Source organism: Fictibacillus norfolkensis, from assembly GCF_014836645.1.
GTDB classification, from domain to species: Bacteria; Bacillota; Bacilli; order Bacillales; family Fictibacillaceae; genus Fictibacillus; species Fictibacillus norfolkensis.
The window spans coordinates 225,828-248,047 of the sequence record NZ_JACSQM010000005.1 but is presented as its reverse complement, the minus strand read 5'-3'; the positions used below and the strand labels follow the sequence as shown (position 1 = coordinate 248,047).

The window sequence follows — 22,220 nt, the reverse complement described above, 5'->3', positions numbered from 1 at the left end:
ACGATTATGTTGCAGAATAGTTGGCTTATACCGTTGTTCCCGCTTTTATCCTTCGTTTTATTGCTGATTTTTAGAAAATCAAAAGGTGAGGGCACTGCATGGATCGGTGTGCTTCTAACCGGTTTATCGCTCATTTTATCTCTCGGGGTTTGGATCGCAGTGTGGCAAGGAGACGGAATTAAGGTTGAAGGCACTTGGTTTGAGATTGGTGAGCGGGCGATCACGATAGGATATGAAGTCAATCCGCTTAATGCTCTTATGCTTGTGATCGTTTCACTCGTCAGTTTTCTTGTACACCTTTACTCAAAAGGATACATGCATGGCGATGAACGGTTTCCTGTGTTCTTTGCTTATTTAGGATTGTTTTCCTTTGCGATGCTCGGACTCGTTCTTTCTCCGAATCTATTACAGCTCTATATGTTTTGGGAGCTTGTTGGACTTGGTTCGTTCTTGCTGATCGGATTCTACTATTTTAAATCAGAAGCAAAAGCCGCTGCGAAAAAGGCTTTTGTGATGACGCGAATTGGAGACGTTGGTCTTTTTATCGGAATGGTTTTGCTATTTTGGCAGGTTGGTAGTTTTGAATATGACGAAATATTTGCTTCTGTCCGAAATGGTGATATATCCTCTGGCATGCTGACTCTTACAGCACTATGTATCTTTGTAGGAGCGATCGGAAAATCGGGACAGCTGCCTCTTCATACGTGGCTTCCGGACGCGATGGAAGGTCCGACACCAGTATCAGCCCTTATCCATGCCGCAACGATGGTCGCGGCAGGGGTGTACTTGGTCGCTGCGATGTATCCGCTCTTCCAAGCTTCAGAAACGGCACTAACAGTCGTTGCGGTAGTAGGTGGAGTAACGGCGATCTTTGCCGCTTCGATCGGACTTATGCAAAAAGACATCAAACGCGTCTTGGCCTATTCAACGGTCAGTCAGCTAGGGTACATGATGCTCGCACTTGGTGCATCCGGTTATGTGGCAGGCATCTTTCACCTGACGACGCACGCATTCTTTAAAGCGTTATTGTTCTTAGCTGCAGGAAGCGTGATTCATGCTGTACATACTCAAAACATCGATGAGATGGGCGGACTTTGGAAAAAGCTTCGGCTGACAGGACCTCTCTTTTTAATCGGCGCTCTAGCCATCTCGGGAGTTCCGCTTCTATCTGGTTTCTTTTCAAAAGACGAAATTTTAGCCAGTACGTATGCAGATGGCCGTTACGGCTTGTTCTGGCTGGCAGTCGTTGCAGCCTTTATGACGGCGTTTTATATGTTCCGTCTATTTTTCCTTGTGTTTACAGGGAAACCACGCGGCGATCAAAGTGGTGTACATGAATCACCAAGTGTCATGACGCTGCCGATGATTGTTCTAGGTGTTTTGGCAATCGTTGCGGGCTACTTGAACACAGCTTGGTTCGGCACGTTTCTAACGGATTTCTTGGCAGGGGGACCTGTTGAACTAGCGCATGGAGATCATCACGGTCCAAGCTGGATTCCGATTGTTGCGACAGCCGCATCTTTTTTAGGAATCGGTCTAGCTTATCTGATCTACAAAAAAGGAACACTTTCCCGTGATTGGATCACCCGCTCGTTACCAGGGCTCAGCAACGTGATCTACAACAAGTGGTACGTTGATGAAGGATATGACGCGACTTTCGTAAAAGGAACGAAGGGTTTGAGCAAACTTGGCGTCCTATTTGATAAATATATCGTGGACGGACTTGTAGCAGCAGTTGTGAGTGGCGTTCAAGGGTTAAGTAAGGTAGGCTCTCGTATTCAAAACGGGCAGGTTCAAACGTATGGGACGTTCGCCATTTTTGGCATCGTGATTCTATTGCTGATCGTCGCATTAACAGGGGGGTACTTCACATGAATACATGGCTTCTATCGATTTTAATTCTTTCCCCATTGTTAGGCGTGTTGGTTCTCCTATTTACTCCGTCTCAAGATGAGAAGTCGATTAAATGGATCGGGATATTAGGTACATTATTTCCGCTAGGTACCGCACTCGTTACATTGTCTGCTTTCAATAAATCGGGCGAAGGTCTTCAGCTTGCAGAAAAGTTTCAGTGGGTGTCTTATGAAGTCTTTCAATCGAATGGTGATGTGAGCTATCCAATCTTTTATGAAGTCGGTGTTAACGGTTTATCGATGGTGCTCATCTTATTAACAACGGTAGTGAGTGTCCTGGCTGCCATTGCATCCTTTTCGATCAAAAAAGATTGGAAAAGTTACTTCATTTTGTTCTTCTTACTTGAGATGGGCATGATTGGCGTATTCGCCGCACAAAATTTATTTTTGTTCTTTATTTTCTTTGAGATCACGCTCATTCCGATGTTCTTCCTCATCGGACGCTGGGGTTATCTTGAAAAAGAAAAAGCAGCGTACAGTTTTCTAATCTATAACGGGGTCGGTTCAGCCATTCTTCTGATCGCGTTCGTGGCGATGTTCATGAAGACAGGAACGATGAATTTTGAGCAGCTGGCTTATACATTCTCGCTTCCGCAATCTGAACTGAATGATATGCACATCACGAAGAATTTTAAGATGGGAATGCTGATCGCGCTTCTTCTCGCATTTGCCGTAAAGCTGCCGGTCGCACCGCTTCACTCTTGGATGGTGAGAGTCCACGTTCAGGCGCCACCACCGATCGTTATGCTCCACTCAGGGATTCTTTTGAAAATTGGTGCATACGGTTTAATCGTTTTTGGAGCAGGGCTGTTTCCAGATCAGTTTGAGTCACTCGCTTTTATCATCGGATTGTTCGGTGTGATCAACTTACTTTACGGAGCGTTCTTAGCCCTTACACAACGTGATATGAAACGCGTCTTAGCGTATTCATCTGTTTCGCATATGGGAATCGTTCTGATCGGGCTCGCCGCATTAAACGAAGCGGGTATGACGGGTGCAGTGTTCCAAGTCGTTTCACATGGATTGATCTCTGCGCTGTTGTTCTTCTTAGTGGGTGTTCTTTACGAACGCGCCGGTTCATCTCTTTTAAAAGACTTTGGTGGAGTCGCCAAAAGGATGCCGATTTTTGCAGGTGTTTTGCTCGCAGGGGGACTCGCATCATTGGGACTACCAGGAATGTCTGGTTTTATCAGCGAGTTCATGGCGTTTTTAGGATTGTTTGAGACCATGCCTGTGTTAGCAGCTGTAGGAACTCTAGGGCTGATCTTAACAGCGGTCTACGTGCTGCGTGCGGTCTTGGCGATTACGTTTGGTACTGAAAAAGAACTAACGAACGCACATGATCTTTCATCAACAGAACGAATTCCGGCGTTTATCTTGCTTGCAGCGATTTTGTTTATCGGCCTCTATCCTGCATGGTTAAGTGATATGCTCCGTCCGACATTAGATAGCATTCTGCTAGGATTAGGGGGCTAAATCATGGATCTAGATACTTTATTATCGTTTAGATGGAGCGTCATGCTTCCTGAATTTATTATCTTAGGTGTTGCGACCCTTTTATCTGTCATCGACCTTTTTATGAAAAAAGAATCGAGCCGAAAGCCTCTAGCCTGGCTTGCTGGAGCAGGTATTCTAGCTGCCCTCATCTCCATTTTTACACAGCTCGATATTGAAGTAACATCTATTCTGTATGATACGTACAGACTTGATTCCTTTTCAAAAGCGTTCAAGATTCTGCTTTTGTTAGGAACGCTATTAGTGATTGTTCTTTCTTCCAATTACAAAAAAGAAGATCTGGAGGAAAACCGGGGAGAATTTTATTACTTGCTCCTCGCAGCTTTATTAGGGGCAATGATGATGGCGTCGAGCGCTGACTTGATCACATTGTTTGTGGGCCTTGAACTTCTTTCACTTTCTTCCTATGTAATGGCAGGACTCGAGAGACGCAATAAACGAAGCAATGAATCAGCGTTTAAGTATATCGTGTCTGGCGGGATTGCGACCGCTATCACCCTTTTTGGAATGAGTTACATTTTTGGACTTACCGGAGAGACGAACCTGTTCAAGATCGCAGAGAACATGGGGAACCTTGAACTGTTAGAGCACAGCTTTCTCATCGTCTTCGCTTTCATCATCACGTTTGCAGGACTAACGTTCAAGATTGCGGCCGCTCCACTTCACATGTGGGCACCAGATGTATATGAAGGTGCACCTGTTCCAGTTACAGCTTTCTTGAGTGTCGTGTCCAAAACAGCAGGCTTTGTGATCTTGCTGCGGGTGATAATTATCTGCTTTATCGCCGCTCCAGGAATCGATAGCGATCCGATTCTGCTGCAAGTTCAGCCGTATGTAATGGTATTGGCTGCGGCAACCATGATCATCGGTAACGTCACAGCACTTCGACAACGAGATATAAAAAGAATGTTTGCGTATTCGTCTATCGCACAAGCGGGTTACATTTTAGTGCCGTTCGTGTCAAATTCGTCATTAATATTCGAACTGATCTGGTTTTATCTGCTGGCGTACTTATTTATGAATATTGGCGCGTTTACCGTCATTCAGCTGTTAAGTAGTCAAGAAGGTTCAAATGATATCGGCGTATTCCGCGGATTGTTCCGTCGCTCACCGTGGCTCGCTGTTCCGATGACGTTCTTTATTCTCTCTCTTGCCGGGATTCCCATCACAGCAGGATTTATCGGTAAGTTTGGAATCTTTATGGGAGCGCTTGGACTTGAGCAACCCCAATATTGGCTGGCGGCTGTAATGATGGCAACCACGCTGATATCGTACGTGTACTACTTTAACATCATTGCGATCATGTTTTTCCGTGACAGTGAAGGAACGAAGGTTTCAATCCCAGGGGGAATGGCCGCCGTACTCGCTTTCTGTGCAGCATCGGTTTTAATTCTAGGAGTTATGCCAGATCTCGCATTGGATTTCTTTTACGGAAACTTTGATGTGAATGAATTCTTCATGCAGATCGAAACCGAAGTTCATACGCATGATCATTGATTGCTGAACTCAAATAATAGTCCATCAACCTTCTCCTTAGTTGGAGGTTGGTGGGCTTTTTTTAATTTACTTAAAAAGAAGTTCTCCTAGAAAGTATAAGAGCTAGGGGTTAAAAGTCATTTCTAATAGATTGTTTGCTTTAAATTTTTTATTGCTGCTTTGACTGTTGATTGTAGTGTAAGATGCGAGACTCCTGCGGGACAGGTGGGCAGGTGAGACACTTAAGAGTGAAACGAACGAATGTGGCTCACCGCCTGCCCCGCGGAAAGCGAGCATCTGAAACGGAAATCAACAACTTTCTTAAACAGTAACCCCCACCCGAAAAAAATCCCGAAAAATAAGCCGAAACTACCGTAACTTCTTACGTTTTGTTTCGTCTAATCATAGTGAAACGACTATCTTTATGAACTTACATTTACTAGTCGTTACAACTTTTTGAACTTATCGAAAGAAAGGGCTTTCAAAACACTTTACTAGGGAAAAAGTATCTATCTAAATTTTTGGGAAAGACGTATGCTTAAGATGTCGAAATATGTAATGAGGAGGTCAGACTTTTAAATGATTCCAATCGGACAACAAGCTTTGTTACATATCATCGTACATCTATTGTTTCTCGTGATCTCTTGGTGGGCATTGCAGGCCGTTCATTTTGATAAATGGATCAAAAAAGGTAAGGTCATGCAAGCTAGAGTGTTATACATTCTTCTAGTAATCAGCTTAGCAAGCATAACGAGCGATTTTTTTCTAAAGTATCTACAGTATTCCACGAATCTTAGTCAGCTATTTGGATGATTTCACAACTTTTATCAAAGTAATGGATTTGTCGGAAAATGACTACAAATTCCACGGATATCCTCTGTTTCATTGGCAACAATGAGAAATAGAGAGGATGTGCTGGGGAATGAAAAAATGGACGATGACGATTACAGCGATTTTGCTATTAGTTATGATTACTTCTGGATATGCAAAAACAGATGAAAAAACAAATGAAGTTACACATATAATAGACGTTCTAAAGAAGAGCGGAGCAAAGCCTGACAAATGGACTATGCATTTTCGCGGTCAAACAGGTTTTGCATCTAAAGGACTAGGGTATGTAAAACAAGCAGAAGAGCTTAAACGTGATTATCCTGAATTTTACTGGGCGGTAACCGAAGATGAAACCGGACATTATAAAATGATCGGATTACTTGAGCGTAATGATATCGGGGTTAGAGAGAAAATGACCGTCATTACATACCCCCAAAAAGAACAATCTTCATCGTATTTTATTTATGCGGTTGAAGGACTTGTAAATGCAAATCAAAATTGGAAAGAAATCCAGAACCTGATCGATAGCCGGGTTGAACAATCAATTGGAGGAAATCCCAAAATTTTCTCTTGTGTTACCGGTACATACGGTGATAAAATGGTGGTTGATTTGTATTCGCAAGCAAATGAATTGGTACGCGCCTTTTCTGGTGATCCTGTAGAGGAACTAAAAGAAGAGACGTTTGTGTCGCTTTCTGCATATACTGAGCAGTGGGAACAAGCGATTTATACCGGTCATCAACATAAAATGAATCTTCAGGTGGCTTTGCGATCTGAAGGATTGGGCAGCGGAACAACTGTCACAATTGGCACACCAATAATTACGTCTGAATATTAATATACAAATTGGACGCGGAGGGGAATATCGTTGGAAAAAATCATTGTCCGTGGTGGTAGGCGGTTAGAGGGCTCTGTTCGAGTTGAAGGAGCTAAGAATGCCGTACTTCCTGTCATCGCAGCATCCATTTTAGCAAGTAAGGGCAAAAGCACAATTAAAGACGTGCCGAGTCTAGCTGATGTGTTTACGATTAACGAAGTATTACGTTATTTAAATATTGATGTAGCATTTGAAAACGGTGAAATTTCTGTTGATGCTACAAGTGAGTTAAAAACAGAAGCACCATTTGAGTATGTCCGCAAAATGAGAGCATCATTCCTAGTAATGGGACCATTGCTTGCTCGTGTTGGATTGTCTCGTATCGCACTTCCAGGAGGATGCGCGATTGGATCTCGTCCGATCGATCAGCATCTAAAAGGATTTGAAGCGATGGGTGCCACTGTAAAGATCGGGAACGGATTTATAGAAGCAAAAATTGATGGCCGCTTGCAAGGTGCAAAGATTTATTTAGACTTCCCAAGTGTAGGAGCAACTGAGAACATCATGATGGCTGCAACACTTGCTGAAGGAACGACTATCATCGAAAACGCTGCAAAAGAACCTGAAATCGTATGTCTAGCTAACTACCTGAACGCGATGGGTGCTACAGTTATCGGTGCAGGAACAGGTACGATCCGCATTGTCGGAGCTGAAGAACTTGTTGGTGCTGAGCATACAGTAGTTCCAGACCGTATCGAAGCGGGTACGTATATGGTAGCAGCAGCTATTACACAAGGTGACGTTTTAGTTGAGAATGCAATCGCAGAACACCTACGTCCTTTAATCGCAAAAATGGAAGAGATGGGTGTACAGATTCAAGAAGAAGGAAACGGACTTCGTGTTCGCGGACCTCGTGAATTAAAACCTGTTGATATTAAAACAATGCCTCACCCAGGATTCCCGACTGACCTTCAGTCGCAAATGATGGCGCTGTTGCTTCGTGCAAACGGAACGAGCGTAATCACGGAAACTGTATTCGAAAACCGTTTCATGCACGTGGAAGAATTCCGCCGCATGAATGGTGATATTAAAATCGAAGGCCGTTCTTCTGTAATCAACGGACCTGTAAATCTGCAAGGTGCTGAGGTTGCTTCAACTGACCTTCGCGCAGGTGCTGCTTTGGTACTTGCTGGGCTTGTCGCTGAGGGTTACACGCGTGTAACTGAACTGAAGCACATCGACCGCGGATACGTTGATTTCACTGGGAAATTGGCTGCATTAGGTGCTGACATCGAGCGTGTAAACGAAGATGTGAAAACAACACCTGCCAAAGAGCAATCATTAAAAAGTAATTTAGCATAATATATGATAGGAGAAACCCTTTCTCATTTTTGAGGAAGGGTTTTTTCTGTTTTCTTATAAGATTTTTCTAGTTTGTAAAGTTCTATAGGAGCTATATTTCGAATTCACGGTACGCGTTTTTATATTTTGTTACACGTTCGCCGGTAAACTTGTGGTGAGCACCTAAAGAAATGTGAGTTCCACCTGAACGCAGCCTCTTACCACCGATGATTCATGTCTAACCACCTAAAAACGAGATTTTTCCACCGATAAACGAGATTTTAGAGACTCCCTCCGTTTAATTCATAAGGTATTCGGGAAATCTAAACCATATACTTATACTTTTTTATTTTAATGAAGGGATGTCGAACTCATGCTTTGGACCATTATCGGAATATTAGTCGTACTTTGGTTATTAGGTGTTATTTTTAAAGTAGCTGGCGGGATCATTCATATTTTACTCGTTATCGCTTTGATCGTTTTCGTTTTAAATTTTATTAAAGGCAGAAAATCGAAATAGCTGTAAAAGCTGGCTTCCGTAGCCGGCTTTTTTTAATGTCAAAAGTTCGTTTATTCACTCGAATCAACACAAAAAAACAGTACCTAATACCCGTTTTTTATTTAAAGTTTTTGCTTTTAGTACGATTTAATCAAAATTTTAAGAATAGTTTGAAAATAAATTAAATGGTGCTATTATAAATCCACTGGCTTTAAAATTCATGAAGCAAAGGGGATTGGGAAGGGATGAAAAAGCAATTATCTCTATGGGGTTTAGCACTTGGACTTGCAGTAAGTCCGTTAGCAGCAGGACAAGCATCGGCGGAGGCACCTGTTAATGTTTTATCAACAAAAAAGATGAACAGCTTAACGGGCACACCGTCGTTTGTATCTGGAAAACTGTCTGAGGCTTCTTCAAAATCGGCAAAGGATGTCGTATTCAATTACCTTCAAAAAGAATCGAAAACGTTTAAATTAGGAACTCAAAAAGCAGAGGAGTCGTTCAAGGTAAAGTCTGTTACAAAGGATGAGTTGGGCAGACAATTGGTGCGAATCCAGCAAACCTATAAAGGAGTTCCAATTTGGGGCTCAACACAAGTTGCGCATGTTAACGAAAAGGGAGAGCTCGTTGTATTTTCAGGAACCGTTACTCCTGATCTTCAAAGTAAACAAGGGTTAAGCTTCGCTAAAAAGATTACAGCAGCAAAAGCGGTAATAGTTGCTGTTAAAGATCTCGGTTTCACACCTGAATATGAAGCAGATCCAACATCTGAAATGGTTGTGTATACAAATGGAGATAAAGCCGCTTATGCGTACTTGGTGAACTTAAACTTCTTATCGCCTGAACCAGGTAACTATAATTATTTTGTAGATGCCGTAACAGGCAAGATCCTGAATTCTTATAACGACTTGGATGAAGCTCATGGTGATCATAAAGCACCGCCAACGGGTAGAGGATCGTTAGTAGGAACGAATGCGCTTGGAACAGGAACTGGTGTCCTTGGCGATACGAAATCACTGAACACATTATTATCGAACGGTACGTACTACCTGCAAGATAACACGCGAGGAAACGGCGTATTTACATACGATGCGAAGAACCGTCAAAAGCTTCCTGGCACACTTTGGGCGGATGCGGATAACAAGCTGAACGCGACTTATGACAGAGCGGCTGTAGATGCTCACTACTATGCAGGTGCGACGTACGATTATTATAAAGAAGTCTTCAACCGCAACTCGTATGACAATAAAGGAGCAGCATTAAAATCAACGGTTCACTATGGCCGTAATTACAACAACGCATTCTGGAACGGACAGCAGATGGTCTATGGTGACGGCGACGGTTCTACGTTCGTCTCATTGTCTGGCGGATTGGATGTTGTAGCGCATGAATTAACACATGCTGTAACGGATTTTTCATCTGATCTGATCTATCAAAACGAGTCTGGTGCGTTGAACGAAGCGATGTCCGATATTTTCGGAACATTAGTCGAGCATCATGAAAATAACAATCCGGACTATGAGATCGGAGAGGATATCTACACACCAGGAACACCGAATGACGCGCTTCGTTCGATGAGTGATCCGACGAAATATCAAGATCCTGATCATTACTCTGTTCGCTACACAGGAACGGGTGACAATGGCGGAGTGCATATCAACAGCGGTATCATCAACAAAGCGGCGTATTTGCTGGCAGTTGGTGGAACGCATTATGGTGTAACGGTTCCGGCGATCGGCAACCAAAAAGTAGGAGCGATCTATTACCGAGCAAACACGGTATATTTAACTGCTTCTTCAAACTTTAGCCAAGCAAGAGCGGCTCTCGTTCAATCAGCCTCTGACCTTTATGGAGCAACTTCTGCAGAAGTAGCAGCGGTTAAAAAATCGTATGATGCGGTTGGTGTGAACTAAATTTTAATGCGAAAACCCTGATCTCCGTGTGTGAGGTCAGGGTTTTTATTGTGTCTTCTTACAGCCCATTCACCGCCAATTTTCCGAGTGGTCCGTTTTCATCCAAGATGTTTTGAAAATCAAAAACAGAGATAGGAAACATAGGAAAGCCATATACATAGGCGGTGATCTCGTATAGCTGAAAATAGATCACGAGCGATTTATCAGCGATATAAAAATCTTGATCTGGCCGGATGCTTTTGAATGGTTCGAGCGGGTCAATCTGCCTCGATTTAAGCTGTTCTTTTATATGACGATTGATCACTTCTACATAGTTACTTCCGGGTTTAAACAGATCTTTCAACTGATACGTTTTCCCTGTCGACAGATCCCACGTCTCTGATTTGATATACGTCATTCCATGAGCGGCCATGGGTGTATAGGCAAAATTTAAGAAACCGATGCTCAAAATGTTCTTTTCGTTCGTTTTGACGGCAAACTCTCCATACATGCCTGGACGAGCCTCGGGATTCTGATAATTCGCGAGCTGCTCGTTGATCTGAACAATTCTTTGGTTAACTTGCTGCTGAATACGAGGGTTGATCTTCCCTTCGATCTGCGGGTAGTAAATCTTTATGTTACCAGGTGCAAAGTTAAGCGTACGAACCAAAACAGGCTGCTGAAAACTGTCCATATGGTTCACCCTTTCAAGCATTTCATCTCTCTATGTTATGCGTTGGGTGGCCTGTATCAGTCCCTGAAGCAAAACTTGTAAATGAAGCATGTAGCGAGCTCATTTCAATTGTAAAAATGCTAGTTTCATGTTCTAAATGCCCCTCTTTTTGTATAAGTTGTATGGTAGATAACAATCTAGGAGGGCATGGAAACGTGAATGTTAATATAAAGCCGCTGATTTGGATTCTAGCTATTTTTGTCGCTATCATCGTCCTTCTCCCGACGATACTCGTACTACCATTTTCGTCAGCACCTCCCCAGTGGAAAGAAGAGAAGGCTGCGCGTCCATCTGAGAGAGTGCTAGCTTTAGAAGTCCCGCATTCAGACATCGTCGTGCCTGTTTTCAGAAAATCGATGGATACGGTTCAGAACATCCCGTTAGAAGAGTATGTAGCGGGAGTGGTCGCTTCTGAAATGCCTGCGGACTTTGAGTTAGAAGCGCTGAAAGCACAAGCGTTAACAGCAAGAACGTTTATTGTAAAAGCTCTACTAAACCGCGGCAAAGATACTAGTCTGCCAGAAGGTGCGGTCGTGTCAGACACGGTGATGCATCAAGTGTACAAAGGAAACGAAGAGCTAGAGACGCTTTGGGGAGATGATTTCAACCAAAAGATAGAGAAGATCATCAAAGCGGTCTCTGAGACAAAAGGACAGATCCTAACGTATGAAGGAGATCCGATTCAAGCGAGTTTCTTTTCCACAAGCAATGGCTTTACTGTTAACTCCGAGGACTATTGGAGAAACGAATACCCTTATTTAAGAAGTGTAGAAAGTCCATGGGATAAAAAAGAGTCTCCTAAATACACAGAGACCATCCAGCTGCCTGTCAGCACGGTAGAGCAGAAGCTCGGCGTCTCACTAACAAAGGACGGTCAGATCGGAAAAGTGGTAGCCACAACGAGCGGAAATCGGATTGGAAAATGGGCCATCGGTAAAAAAGAGTTCACTGGAAAAGAAGTACGAGAGAAGCTAGAGCTGCGGTCGACGGATTTCCAGATGAAGAAAAAAGGAAAACAAGTTACCGTAACAACGCGAGGATATGGTCACGGAGTGGGATTGAGCCAATATGGCGCGAACGGGATGGCAAAGGAAGGTAAGACATACAAAGAGATCGTGAACCACTATTACAAAGGGATTGAGATTACGGATTATAAACCGATTGCTGATAAGGGTCTCGCGTACCAGCCTCAGTGAATTGTGTGGAAATTGTAGGGGGTCTGACCCGGGTCAGACCCCCTCTTTATCTTTATAAGGAAACCGCTAGATGTCATCAGGCATTCAGCGGTTTTTTTCAATTGTCGAAAGAAATCTTCAAAAAAGTTTTGCTCTAAAGTATATATTTTCAGAATTCTGTTCAAACTTGTTGCTGAGGTGATGAAAAATGAAAGAAGAAGAAAAACAAAACAAAAAAACAGTACCGATGAAAGGTAAGAGTGCTATGAAAAAACGTTGGGTTTATCCTGCAGTATATTTAAGCTTTGCAGCAGTCATTCTAACTTCTGTTCTATGGTATCAAAACGATGCGAAGAATACGGAGAATAATAATACTCCAGATAGCGCATTAGAGGACAATGGAGCAGCAGTGCCTGTATCCCTTACAAAAGAAGTTTTCCAAATGCCCGTTTCTGACCCTGAAGCCATTGAAGTGGTAAAAGATTTCTTTAGCCCAGAAGCTCCAGCTCAAGAACAAGAAGCAGCTCTTGTATTCTATAACAATATCTACTACCAAAACCGCGGTATCGATCTAGCGACTGCTGATAACAAAGCATTCGACGTAACGGCAGCATTAAGCGGCAGCGTTGTAAAAGTTTCTAAAGATCCTGCACTAGGGTTCGTTGTTGAAGTAAAACATGACAAAGGTGTTGTCACACACTACTCCTCTCTTGCTTCTGTATCTGTAAAGCAAGGTGACCAAGTGAAGCAAGGCGCAGTACTAGGACAAGCTGGTGAGAACGCATATGATACAGATGCGAAGATCCACGCACACTTCGAAGTTCGTAAAGACGGAGAAGCAGTCGACCCAGTGATGGCTTGGGATCAATCTGTTGCACAACTTGCAACCGCTGTTGATGACTCTCGTAAAGAGATGAAAAAAGCGGAAGAGAAAAAAGCAGCAGAAGAGCAGAAGAAAGCTGAAGAGAAGAAGCCTGCTGAAGAAAAGAAGCCAGCACCAAAGGCTGAAGACAAAGGGTCTAAAGACTCTAAGGACACAAAAGATTCTAAAGGTACAAAAGATACAAAAGATACGAAAGACACGAAGGATGGCAAAGATGGTAAGGATGCCAACCGTGAGCAAGAATCATCATCTCAATCAGCCGAAGATACGAATGCTCCTGCAGCAGACGACTCTGGTGCTAACGAATAATTGCAAAAGGGAAGCTGTCTCGGTTCAATCCGAGGCAGCTTTTTTCGTTTTTATCTAAGTTTCAGCTGTTTATCCGTGAAACATTTCTCTTTTCGGGTGGTCACGATTGCATCACCGGTGTAACGAGGCAGTTCTCAGGTGGTCACGAGCGTTTAACCGGTGAAAAAAGCAAGTTTACCGGTGAACGGTAATACATATAAAAACACGTACCGTAAAAAATATTTTCTTCATCCACATCCACTTAAATAACTTAATTTTCCAACTGTTTATGCAGGATTTTTCACAAATATGGACATTTCCCCTTGTCCCAGTTGAGATTTAGGCATATAACGAAAACTTGGTTAATAAGATGTTACAAAACCTACAATAATTCAATTGAGGGTGAGCGGTGAGAAATCGTACTATGGCTGCGGTGGAAAAAGGGGAATGGAAGCAATACTTATAAGCCGAAGATGACAACGAAACTTGTCACGTAGCTTGTTCATACAAGTCTCTATCGCATCTCTCACATCCATTTTAGGGAGGCGAGTGGTGTGCACGATTACATCAAAGAGCGAACCATCAAGATAGGACGGTATATCGTGGAGACAAGAAAAACAGTCCGCATGATCGCAAAAGAATTCGGGGTTTCCAAAAGCACGGTGCATAAAGACCTCACCGAGCGGCTGCCTGAAATTAATCCAGATCTTGCAAACAACGTAAAAGAGATCCTCGAATACCATAAGTCCATCCGCCACTTGAGAGGTGGAGAAGCGACTCGCGTAAAGTACAAAAAAGGCACAGAGGAAGTTGTTCAGTAAGTTTATGAGATGTAAGGATGTTAGATGCAACGATATTACATTATGTGCCGCATCGTTCCAATGGTAAATAATTAATTTTTGACAATATTTCACCTTGTTCGACAGACTTGTGATATAATGATAAATTGGATAGAACTTCGATTTTTTACTAAAAATGTCATTATATCGTATGGATGTTAACAGGGAGGATATAACATGTTTTCAAGGGACGTTGGAATTGACCTTGGTACCGCTAATGTACTGATTTATGTAAAAGGAAAAGGGATCGTACTCGATGAGCCATCTGTCGTTGCGATCGACACGAATACCGGAAAAGCACTCGCAGTAGGAGAAGAAGCCCGCCGCATGGTAGGCCGTACACCTGGAAACATTGTGGCGATCCGTCCGTTAAAAGACGGCGTTATCGCTGACTTTGAAGTAACTGAGCAGATGCTGAAACATTTTATTAATAAGATTAACGTAAAAGGCATGTTTGCCAAGCCTAGAATTTTAATCTGTACACCAACGAACATTACGTCCGTTGAACAAAAAGCGATCAGAGAAGCTGCGCAAAAGTGCGGAGCAAAACATATTTTCCTTGAAGAAGAGCCAAAAGTGGCTGCAATTGGGGCGGGGATGGATATCTTCCAGCCGAGCGGCAATATGGTTGTGGACATCGGTGGTGGCACAACTGACATTGCGGTCTTGAGTATGGGAGATATCGTTACGTCCTCTTCTATTAAGATGGCTGGGGACAAGTTCGATACAGAAATCCTTCAATATATTAAAAAAGAGTACAAGCTGTTGATCGGTGAACGTACGGCAGAAAACATTAAGTTGAACGTCGCTACCGTTTACGATCGTGATGAAGAACTTGAGATCCGTGGCCGTGACATGGTATCGGGACTTCCGCGTACGATTACAGTAGGTTCAAAAGAAATCCAACGCGCATTGATGGAGCCAGTAATGGTCATCGTTCAAGCGGCAAAGAGCGTGTTAGAAAAAACGCCGCCTGAATTATCCGCTGACATCATCGACCGTGGAATCATGCTAACAGGTGGTGGAGCACTTCTTCACGGAATCGACCAGCTGTTTGCAGATGAATTGAAAGTACCTGTATTGATCGCAGAAGAGCCGATGAGAGCAGTCGCGAACGGAACAGGCTTAATGCTTGAGCATTTGGATAAAATCGCAAAAAGAAAAGTGTTTTAATGAAGAAATGCCGCCCGAACGGGGTGGCATTTTGTTTTTGTGTGGAAGATGTGAAGGGTAGATGAGCAGGAGAACCAGCTTATAGGCCCTAAGTTGAACTTTATAGGCCCTAAAATGAAATTTATAAGCCCTGAAAAAACTTTTATAGTCCTTCAAAAAATTTTATAGTCCTTCAAATGGATTTATAGGCTTTTCGACAAACAAGCGGGTCGGGTCCGCTGCTCCAAGTCACTTTACTTCTCCTCACCACCTCTAGGACAAAATCCTCATCATAAAAAGGAATCTCACAATTTTTGCAGAAATCTATTAATAATTGTAAAAAACTGTCGATACAACGGAAGAGACATTTTGTGTCCAGATTACAAATACAGGAGGAATACTCCGTGTTAAGAGGATTTTATAATGCTGCAGCTGGGATGCTGGCACAGCAGCGCAAACAAGAAATTTTAACAAACAACATGGCGAATGCGAATACGCCTGGATATAAAGCAGACAATGCGAGTCTGCGCACGTTCCCAACGATGCTGCTTCAGCATATGGGAGAGACGGAAATGAACGGAAAAAAACTGCCGAACAACTACCCGATCGGACCAGGTGCACTATCAACAGGTGTTTACGTGCAGGAGACAACGCCTAATTTCCTGCAAGGTGACATGCGCGAAACCGGAATCAAAACGGATATGGCTCTTCTTCAGGGACAAGTTCCGCTTGACCCGGAAACAGGAAAGCCCGGAGGACTCTTTTTCCGATTGAACGTAAATGGAGAAGAACGCTACACGAGAAACGGTCATTTTTCAGTGGACGCTGAAGGTAGTCTTGTTACGCCTGAAGGCTATTATGTGCTTGGAACAGATGGAAATCCGATAACGGTGAGAAGCGATAATTTCACAGTGAACAAAGACGGTTCGGTCATTGATAACGGTACAGTAGCGGGGCAGATTGACGTTGCGTACATCACGAACCCTAACAATCTTGTAAAAGAAGGCACAGGGTTGTTCAGACTGGATGGAAACGGGAACGCGCCAAGTGCTCTTGGGAATCCAAACGTCACGTACAACGTGCAGCAAGGATTTGTAGAACGTTCGAACGTGAACACCGAACAGACGATGACAGAGATGCTGACGGCTTACCGTGCGTTTGAAGCTAACCAAAAAGTACTTCAAGCCTACGACCGAACGATGGAAAAAGCATCTAATGAAATTGGCCGAATCGGCTAGGGGGATCAAAACATGAACCAGTCTATGATTTCAGCAGCAGTAACGATGGGTCAGCTGCAGCACAAGCTCGATACCATCTCAAATAACATGGCGAACAGCACGACGAACGGCTATAAAAGACGCGAGGCGCAATTCTCTGATATTCTTTTTCAGCAGATCAATAGTGAAGCATTGAATCCGACAGAAGCGGGCCGTCTAACGCCGAACGGAATTCGACTTGGCAGCGGAGCGCGTGTTTCTTCAACTGCACTCAGTTTAGAGGCGGGCACGCTGCAGCAGACTGGACGACTTCTTGATGTAGCACTCACGGAGCCAAGCTATTATTTTCAGGTATCCGCAGTAGATAACAACGGAAACGAAACGCAGCAGTTCACAAGGGACGGCGCGTTCTATTTATCACCGTCTGCTAACAACCCTAATGAGATGGAACTTGTTACATCAGAGGGCAATAAAGTAATGGGTGTAGACGGACCGATTACGATTCCAGCTGATCATAGCAAAATTACCATTGGACAAAACGGCCAAGTTTCGGTAACGTTAAATAATGGAGCGATTGTTGAATCAGGACAGCTAGCGATTGTGAACATGGTTCGGCCGCAGTTGATGGTATCTGTTGGACAGAACTTGCAAGCGCCACAGGACATTCCGTTGAATCAATTGATAGAGGAAGTAAATGCTGGAGCAGGTAACTTCGTTCAGCAAGGTGCACTCGAATCCTCGAATGTAAACATCTCCACGGAGATGACGGAAATGATTCAAACACAACGTTCTTATCAATTTAATGCGCGTTCTCTTACAATTGCTGACCAAATGATGGGGTTAGTAAACGGGCTTCGCTAAATGAGGTAGGTTTGTATGACGAATAAGATGCAAGAGTTGAATAAAAACGAAAAACCGAAAACACAGCGTTACCAAGAGAAAGAAACGTCTTCTAAAGAAGAGAAGAAAAAGTTGATCCATAGCGGAACGAAAAGAAGCTTTCCGATCTGGCTGCGTCTTCTGCTTCTTGTCTGTGGAATCATCGTCTGTTTTGCTGTTGGTACGATGGTTGGCTATGGTGTGATTGGTGACGGTAAACCGATGAACGTGTTTGAAAAAGAAACATGGACACACATCATCGACCTTGTAGAAAAAGATGCGTAAAGATATAATAAAAAAACAATGGCAATGAATGTAGTCATTGTTTTCTTTTGATGTAAAATTAGTACCAGGTAACAATACCAAGTATAATAAAAATAGACTATAAAACATGAGTGAAAAAAGAAAGGTGATGTTTGTATATGTTAACAATCGAAGAGATCAAAGAAATCATTCCGCACCGTTATCCGTTCTTGCTAATCGACCGTATTTTAGAAGTAGAAGAAGGAGAACGCGCTGTTGGAATCAAGAACGTTACAGCGAACGAAGAATTCTTCAACGGCCACTTCCCAGAATACCCGGTTATGCCAGGCGTATTGATCGTAGAAGCACTCGCTCAAGTAGGTGCAGTCGCGATGCTGAAAAAAGAAGAAAACCGCGGACGTCTTGCTTTCTTTGCAGGCATCGATAACTGCCGCTTCAAAAAGCAAGTCGTACCAGGCGACCAGCTTCGCTTAGAAGTCGAGATGACACGTGTGCGCGGTTCGATCGGTAAGGGCAAAGGAATCGCAACTGTGGATGGCCAGGTAGCCTGCGAAGTCGACATCACCTTCGCCCTAGGCAAATAGGGGTCTGACCCCACACAATTAACATAAAAGCTTGAAATGGAGCATTCCCTTAGGGTGTATGTCCTATTTCAAGCTTTCTTTTTATGCTATTTTTATTTCTAGCTTCAAAATATGGCTGTGCGAAGGAGAATAAATCATGATGAAGAATTATGAGTATATCTTGTTTGACTTAGACGGGACTCTTTCTGATCCTAAAATCGGTATTACAAAATCTGTTCAGTTTGCACTGAGAAGAATGGGCATTACAGAAGAGAACCTTGATCACTTAGAATCTTTCATCGGACCACCGCTTCAGCAATCTTTCTCAGAATTCTATTCCTTTAATGAAACGCAGATTGGAACAGCCATCACGCACTATCGTGAAAGATTCAAAGACAAAGGCATGTACGAGAATACACTTTACGAACATATCCCTTCACTTCTTCAAGAACTAAAAGATAATGGCGTTACATTAGTTGTCGCAACTTCTAAACCCACCGTATTTGCTGAAGAAATCTTAAAATACTTCAACATACATCATTATTTTAATCTGATCGTTGGCAGCAATCTCGACGGAACACGTACGAGCAAAACAGAGATCATCCAGCATATACTTCATCATTTTAACGATCAATCTAAGAAATCGTTCATCATGATCGGTGACAGAAAGCATGATATTATTGGTGCGCATAACACAGGTATCGATTCAATAGGAGTTACATACGGGTATGGGTCAATTGAAGAACTTACAGCGGCAAAACCTACTAATATTGTTAAAAATGTCTCTGAATTAAGGGAAGTTTTGTTGAATAATATAACTATTCAAATCCAGAGATAAAAATAATAAAAAATTCGGATTAAGTGTACGTGTGGAAAATACACTATTCCTATATGTCCGCATAAGGCGGTCGCAGTTAAATTATTACGAGGTAATTCCTTTTATATCCACGGATAAGCTCAATAATTCCAGGTATAAACTCAATAATTTCGCGTATAAAATTATTTATCCGATTTTCGACAAAAGTTCGCTATTAATCTGTCAACTACCATCAATATTTGGAAGACGCGACAAAAAAAACAAAAAAACCTGGAGCACCCTCCAGGTTTCAAACTACATGCTTATTTCGCCCTCGCCACGATTCCGTTATGCACCTTGATGTAACCATGTCGTAAAATCTCCAGTCCGTTTTCATGCAGATAGAGTCCCATCTGCTCTAACGTCATCAGCTCACGATACGTATGGTTCATCACATCCGCCATGATCTCGTAGTACAGCTTGGAACGCATTTGCGCACGAGGCGTTGTCATCACGATATAGCCGCTCGGCTTTAAGAATTTTCGATGCCACTCAACAACTTCAGCTTTCATAGAATCTGGAAAATGCTCTAACAACCCGACGCTGAGCACGATGTCGAACTCTCTGCCATATGGGAGATTGCGGATATCATCCACGACATACGAGATATTGAAGTCGTTTTTATAATAAACTTTATCTCCGCCCGTTCGTGAACTTTTTCCCAAAAACGGATAAGACTCAGGAAATTCTGCGAACCGTGTATCTCGGCAGAACGGATCATAATCCACCATCACTACTTCGCCGTCAGGGTACATCGCACTTAGCTGCATCGCTTCATATCCTTCAGCGGCACCCAAAAATAGAATACGAGGCTTATCCACGTCCAGTCCCTCGAACAAAGCTCTCTTTCCGCGCGGATCCCAGATGCCGTCCTGAATGCGGTGCACATAATTCCAGAGGTGGATCCGCACATAATCACCGAGTGCCGTCTTTACTTCACTAAGTTTAAAGCTTGTTAAACTTTTTAAAAATGCACCCTTTTTCTCTCCAATTTCAGTTGGAACATCCTTAGAGAACCATTCGTGAAAGGACTGGTTGAACATCGTCCAGGATGTATGCACTGGGAGCATCTCACCGTGCGCCTGTTCCCACTCTGTTTTTTCTTTTGAAAGAGAAGTCACCTCATACGGTTTGCCAATATCTTTCCACGTCACAGTGGACCAATCGTTCACCGTATTTACTTTTACAAACTTTTCATATTCTCTTCTGTCTCTATACTGTCGCAAATCCATTCGGTATGACGGTCTCATTTCCGTTTGGCCGAACGTTTTCGGTTGCTGAACCGCTGTTTCAAGCATGATACGTCCTCCTTAAAAAAAGGATTTTTTATAGTTATTCAAAGAAAGTATGTAAAATCCTCTAAAACCTAACATTTCGCTTTTGCATGATAAAATAGAATAAAGAAAACAGGGAGGGAAATGGATATGAAGATTATTTTTATCGGTGACAGCATTACAGCTTCAAATAAAAATACAGACCCAGATCGACTTGGGGACGGGTACGTTCGCATTATTAAAGAAGTCTTGCCAAAGGAAGTAACAGTGATCAATAAAGGTGTGAACGGACATCGCGTGACAGACCTCGCTTTTCGGTGGCAGCGAGATGTAATCGATCTTGAGCCAGATCTGCTATCCGTATCGATCGGAATCAACGATGTATGGAGACAGCTCGACAGCCCTCAATTACAGCAGATCGATGTTTCTCAGTTTGAAGAGGTTTACCGCAGCCTGTTATCTCAACTTTCAACAAAAACAAAACTCGTCTTAATGGAACCGACGATTATAAAAGAAAACACAGAATCTCAAGGAAATCAGCTGCTGATTACGTATGTGGAAGTGGTCCGAAAGTTAGCAAAAGAATTTAAAGCCGTACTCGTACCTACACATGAAATGTTCATCAGCCATCTAAACAAAAAACCAGATGTGTCCTTAACAACAGACGGTGTACATATGAGACGAAAAGGAAACGAACTCATGGCAAAAACTTGGCTGGAAGCGGCAGAGTCACTCATCACTCAATAAAACCGAACAGGAGTTACATAGATGGCAAATACACTAACATTCTTTAACGAGATACATCGAGACGCGTTAAACGCGTTTTATTTACCTCAGGAGCAAGAAAAATTCACGGCCATGCCGAGTGATGCCTTAAAAAAGTGCGAAAAAGATCAGGGTCGTCATCCTGTGGTTATTGAGGCAAACGGCAAAACAGTCGGTTTTGTCGTTCTGCATAAGGGTGAAAACATTCAAGATTTTACTGCAAACCCGAACGCGATGGTGATTCGTGCGCTATCCATTAATCACTCCGAGCAAGGAAAAGGGTATGCGAAGGATGCGATGCTGCAGCTGCCTCTGTTTATTTCCAAACACTTTCCGGAAGTGAACGAACTCATCCTAGCCGTAAACTTTAAGAACGATTCAGCAAAAAAGCTTTACGAAAAAGTAGGTTTTGTAGATCGCGGCCAGATCAAACCTGGTCCAGTCGGGCCACAATATGTGCTGCATTATGATGTTTGATTATTAAGCTAATATAAAGCTGATTTTTGAATTGTAAAGTGTTGGTTATGACTTGGTAAATTGCGTCTTTTCGGGTTTTTTTCATGATATATTCTGAACAGGGACAAAGAAATCCCATACTCATGCAAAAATCATAATGAAAATCCGAAGGGAGCAATTGAACAATGAGCAAAACGTTTTTGGCTAAAATCGGAGCATCTCTTTTGGCAATATTTTTGATCACTGCATGTAGCAACGCGGAAGACACGAACACTGAGGAAGAAACGAATACGGAAGAAACAGAGACTCAAGACGAAGAAACAACGACCGATGAAGAAGGTTCTACAGAAGAAGAAACTTCAACAGAAGAGGAATCGACAGAAGAGTCAGCTGAATAAGATAAAAGAAGTGCCGGGCCTCTACCTGTTGGAGAGGACCCGGTTTTTTGTTGTTTGAAGTCATTTGACATGGGACGAGCAAATTTCACTGCAAGGTGCGTGCATCTTATAAAATTTCACGGTACGTGTTTTTTTATTTATTACACGTTCGCTCAAAAATGGCCCCTTTTTGCTCCAACCATCTCTTGTTCTGC

Annotated in this window: 22 protein-coding genes; 20 read left to right on the top strand and 2 right to left on the bottom strand. The window is 42.9% G+C overall.

The window, feature by feature from the left end; translation table 11 throughout:
- Positions 1–6 precede the first annotated feature (6 nt).
- From nuoL to H9648_RS13315, 8 genes are all read left to right on the top strand, one after another.
- Entirely contained in the window at positions 7–1,875 is a 1,869-nt protein-coding gene (nuoL, locus tag H9648_RS13350; RefSeq protein ID WP_191754298.1) for an NADH-quinone oxidoreductase subunit L, read from the top strand.
- Positions 1,872–3,389: a complex I subunit 4 family protein gene (locus H9648_RS13345; RefSeq protein ID WP_191754297.1), complete on the top strand. Its 1,518-nt coding sequence runs from the start codon at positions 1,872–1,874 to the stop codon at positions 3,387–3,389. The genes nuoL and H9648_RS13345 overlap by 4 nt, the downstream gene beginning before the upstream one ends.
- Before the next feature lie 3 nt (positions 3,390–3,392).
- Positions 3,393–4,925 carry an NADH-quinone oxidoreductase subunit NuoN gene (gene nuoN, locus H9648_RS13340; protein ID WP_191754296.1) on the top strand — a complete coding sequence of 511 codons (1,533 nt, stop codon included), beginning with the start codon at positions 3,393–3,395 and terminating at the stop codon, positions 4,923–4,925.
- Between the two features lie 558 nt (positions 4,926–5,483).
- Positions 5,484–5,717, top strand: a complete 234-nt coding sequence (locus H9648_RS13335; RefSeq protein WP_191754295.1) for a DUF1146 family protein — start codon at positions 5,484–5,486, stop codon at positions 5,715–5,717.
- 109 nt (positions 5,718–5,826) lie between these two features.
- The gene (locus H9648_RS13330; protein WP_191754294.1) at positions 5,827–6,573 is read left to right on the top strand and encodes a YwmB family TATA-box binding protein; all 747 of its coding nucleotides are present in this window, start codon (positions 5,827–5,829) and stop codon (positions 6,571–6,573) included.
- Positions 6,574–6,603: 30 nt separating this feature from the next.
- The gene (gene murA / locus H9648_RS13325) at positions 6,604–7,914 is read left to right on the top strand and encodes a UDP-N-acetylglucosamine 1-carboxyvinyltransferase (protein WP_191754293.1); all 1,311 of its coding nucleotides are present in this window, start codon (positions 6,604–6,606) and stop codon (positions 7,912–7,914) included.
- 352 nt (positions 7,915–8,266) lie between these two features.
- Positions 8,267–8,413 (top strand): lmo0937 family membrane protein, encoded by a 147-nt coding sequence (locus H9648_RS13320; RefSeq protein WP_137791095.1) that lies wholly within the window; start codon positions 8,267–8,269, stop codon positions 8,411–8,413.
- Between the two features lie 224 nt (positions 8,414–8,637).
- Positions 8,638–10,305 (top strand): M4 family metallopeptidase, encoded by a 1,668-nt coding sequence (locus H9648_RS13315; protein WP_191754292.1) that lies wholly within the window; start codon positions 8,638–8,640, stop codon positions 10,303–10,305.
- 58 nt (positions 10,306–10,363) lie between these two features.
- Here H9648_RS13315 and H9648_RS13310 read toward each other — a convergent pair whose 3' ends face one another.
- The gene (locus H9648_RS13310; protein WP_191754291.1) at positions 10,364–10,978 is read right to left on the bottom strand and encodes a DUF3298 and DUF4163 domain-containing protein; all 615 of its coding nucleotides are present in this window, start codon (positions 10,976–10,978) and stop codon (positions 10,364–10,366) included.
- A gap of 194 nt (positions 10,979–11,172) precedes the next feature.
- Here H9648_RS13310 and spoIID point away from each other — a divergent pair, with 194 nt between their 5' ends.
- The 9 genes from spoIID to H9648_RS13265 all read left to right on the top strand — a co-directional run bounded on the left by spoIID (position 11,173) and on the right by H9648_RS13265 (position 19,115).
- Complete coding sequence (spoIID, locus tag H9648_RS13305) at positions 11,173–12,213, top strand: stage II sporulation protein D (RefSeq protein ID WP_318243531.1); 1,041 nt, start codon at positions 11,173–11,175, stop codon at positions 12,211–12,213.
- A gap of 187 nt (positions 12,214–12,400) precedes the next feature.
- Positions 12,401–13,384 carry a stage II sporulation protein SpoIIQ gene (gene spoIIQ, locus H9648_RS13300; protein WP_191754289.1) on the top strand — a complete coding sequence of 328 codons (984 nt, stop codon included), beginning with the start codon at positions 12,401–12,403 and terminating at the stop codon, positions 13,382–13,384.
- 533 nt (positions 13,385–13,917) lie between these two features.
- Entirely contained in the window at positions 13,918–14,184 is a 267-nt protein-coding gene (gene spoIIID / locus H9648_RS13295) for a sporulation transcriptional regulator SpoIIID (RefSeq protein WP_007203593.1), read from the top strand.
- A 195-nt stretch (positions 14,185–14,379) separates the two neighbouring features.
- A complete protein-coding gene (mreB, locus tag H9648_RS13290; RefSeq protein WP_191754288.1) occupies positions 14,380–15,375 on the top strand; it encodes a rod shape-determining protein in 996 nt (331 codons plus the stop codon).
- Positions 15,376–15,758: 383 nt separating this feature from the next.
- On the top strand, positions 15,759–16,592 hold the full coding sequence (locus H9648_RS13285; RefSeq protein ID WP_191754287.1) for a flagellar hook-basal body protein: 834 nt from the start codon (positions 15,759–15,761) through the stop codon (positions 16,590–16,592).
- Positions 16,593–16,604: 12 nt separating this feature from the next.
- On the top strand, positions 16,605–17,432 hold the full coding sequence (locus H9648_RS13280; protein WP_191754286.1) for a flagellar hook-basal body protein: 828 nt from the start codon (positions 16,605–16,607) through the stop codon (positions 17,430–17,432).
- 15 nt (positions 17,433–17,447) lie between these two features.
- Positions 17,448–17,735: a DNA-directed RNA polymerase subunit beta gene (locus tag H9648_RS13275; RefSeq protein WP_225218889.1), complete on the top strand. Its 288-nt coding sequence runs from the start codon at positions 17,448–17,450 to the stop codon at positions 17,733–17,735.
- Between the two features lie 137 nt (positions 17,736–17,872).
- The gene (fabZ, locus tag H9648_RS13270) at positions 17,873–18,298 is read left to right on the top strand and encodes a 3-hydroxyacyl-ACP dehydratase FabZ (RefSeq protein ID WP_191754285.1); all 426 of its coding nucleotides are present in this window, start codon (positions 17,873–17,875) and stop codon (positions 18,296–18,298) included.
- 139 nt (positions 18,299–18,437) lie between these two features.
- On the top strand, positions 18,438–19,115 hold the full coding sequence (locus H9648_RS13265; protein ID WP_191754367.1) for an HAD family hydrolase: 678 nt from the start codon (positions 18,438–18,440) through the stop codon (positions 19,113–19,115).
- A gap of 281 nt (positions 19,116–19,396) precedes the next feature.
- Here H9648_RS13265 and H9648_RS13260 read toward each other — a convergent pair whose 3' ends face one another.
- Positions 19,397–20,431 (bottom strand): class I SAM-dependent methyltransferase, encoded by a 1,035-nt coding sequence (locus tag H9648_RS13260; protein ID WP_191754284.1) that lies wholly within the window; start codon positions 20,429–20,431, stop codon positions 19,397–19,399.
- 126 nt (positions 20,432–20,557) lie between these two features.
- Here H9648_RS13260 and H9648_RS13255 point away from each other — a divergent pair, with 126 nt between their 5' ends.
- The 3 genes from H9648_RS13255 (at position 20,558) to H9648_RS13245 (ending at position 22,026) form a co-directional block, all read left to right on the top strand.
- Positions 20,558–21,154, top strand: coding sequence for an SGNH/GDSL hydrolase family protein (locus tag H9648_RS13255; protein ID WP_318243530.1), 597 nt, complete (start codon positions 20,558–20,560; stop codon positions 21,152–21,154).
- A 21-nt stretch (positions 21,155–21,175) separates the two neighbouring features.
- Positions 21,176–21,649 (top strand): GNAT family N-acetyltransferase, encoded by a 474-nt coding sequence (locus H9648_RS13250; protein WP_191754282.1) that lies wholly within the window; start codon positions 21,176–21,178, stop codon positions 21,647–21,649.
- A 164-nt stretch (positions 21,650–21,813) separates the two neighbouring features.
- Positions 21,814–22,026, top strand: a complete 213-nt coding sequence (locus tag H9648_RS13245; protein ID WP_191754281.1) for a hypothetical protein — start codon at positions 21,814–21,816, stop codon at positions 22,024–22,026.
- The last annotated feature ends 194 nt before the right edge of the window (positions 22,027–22,220 follow it).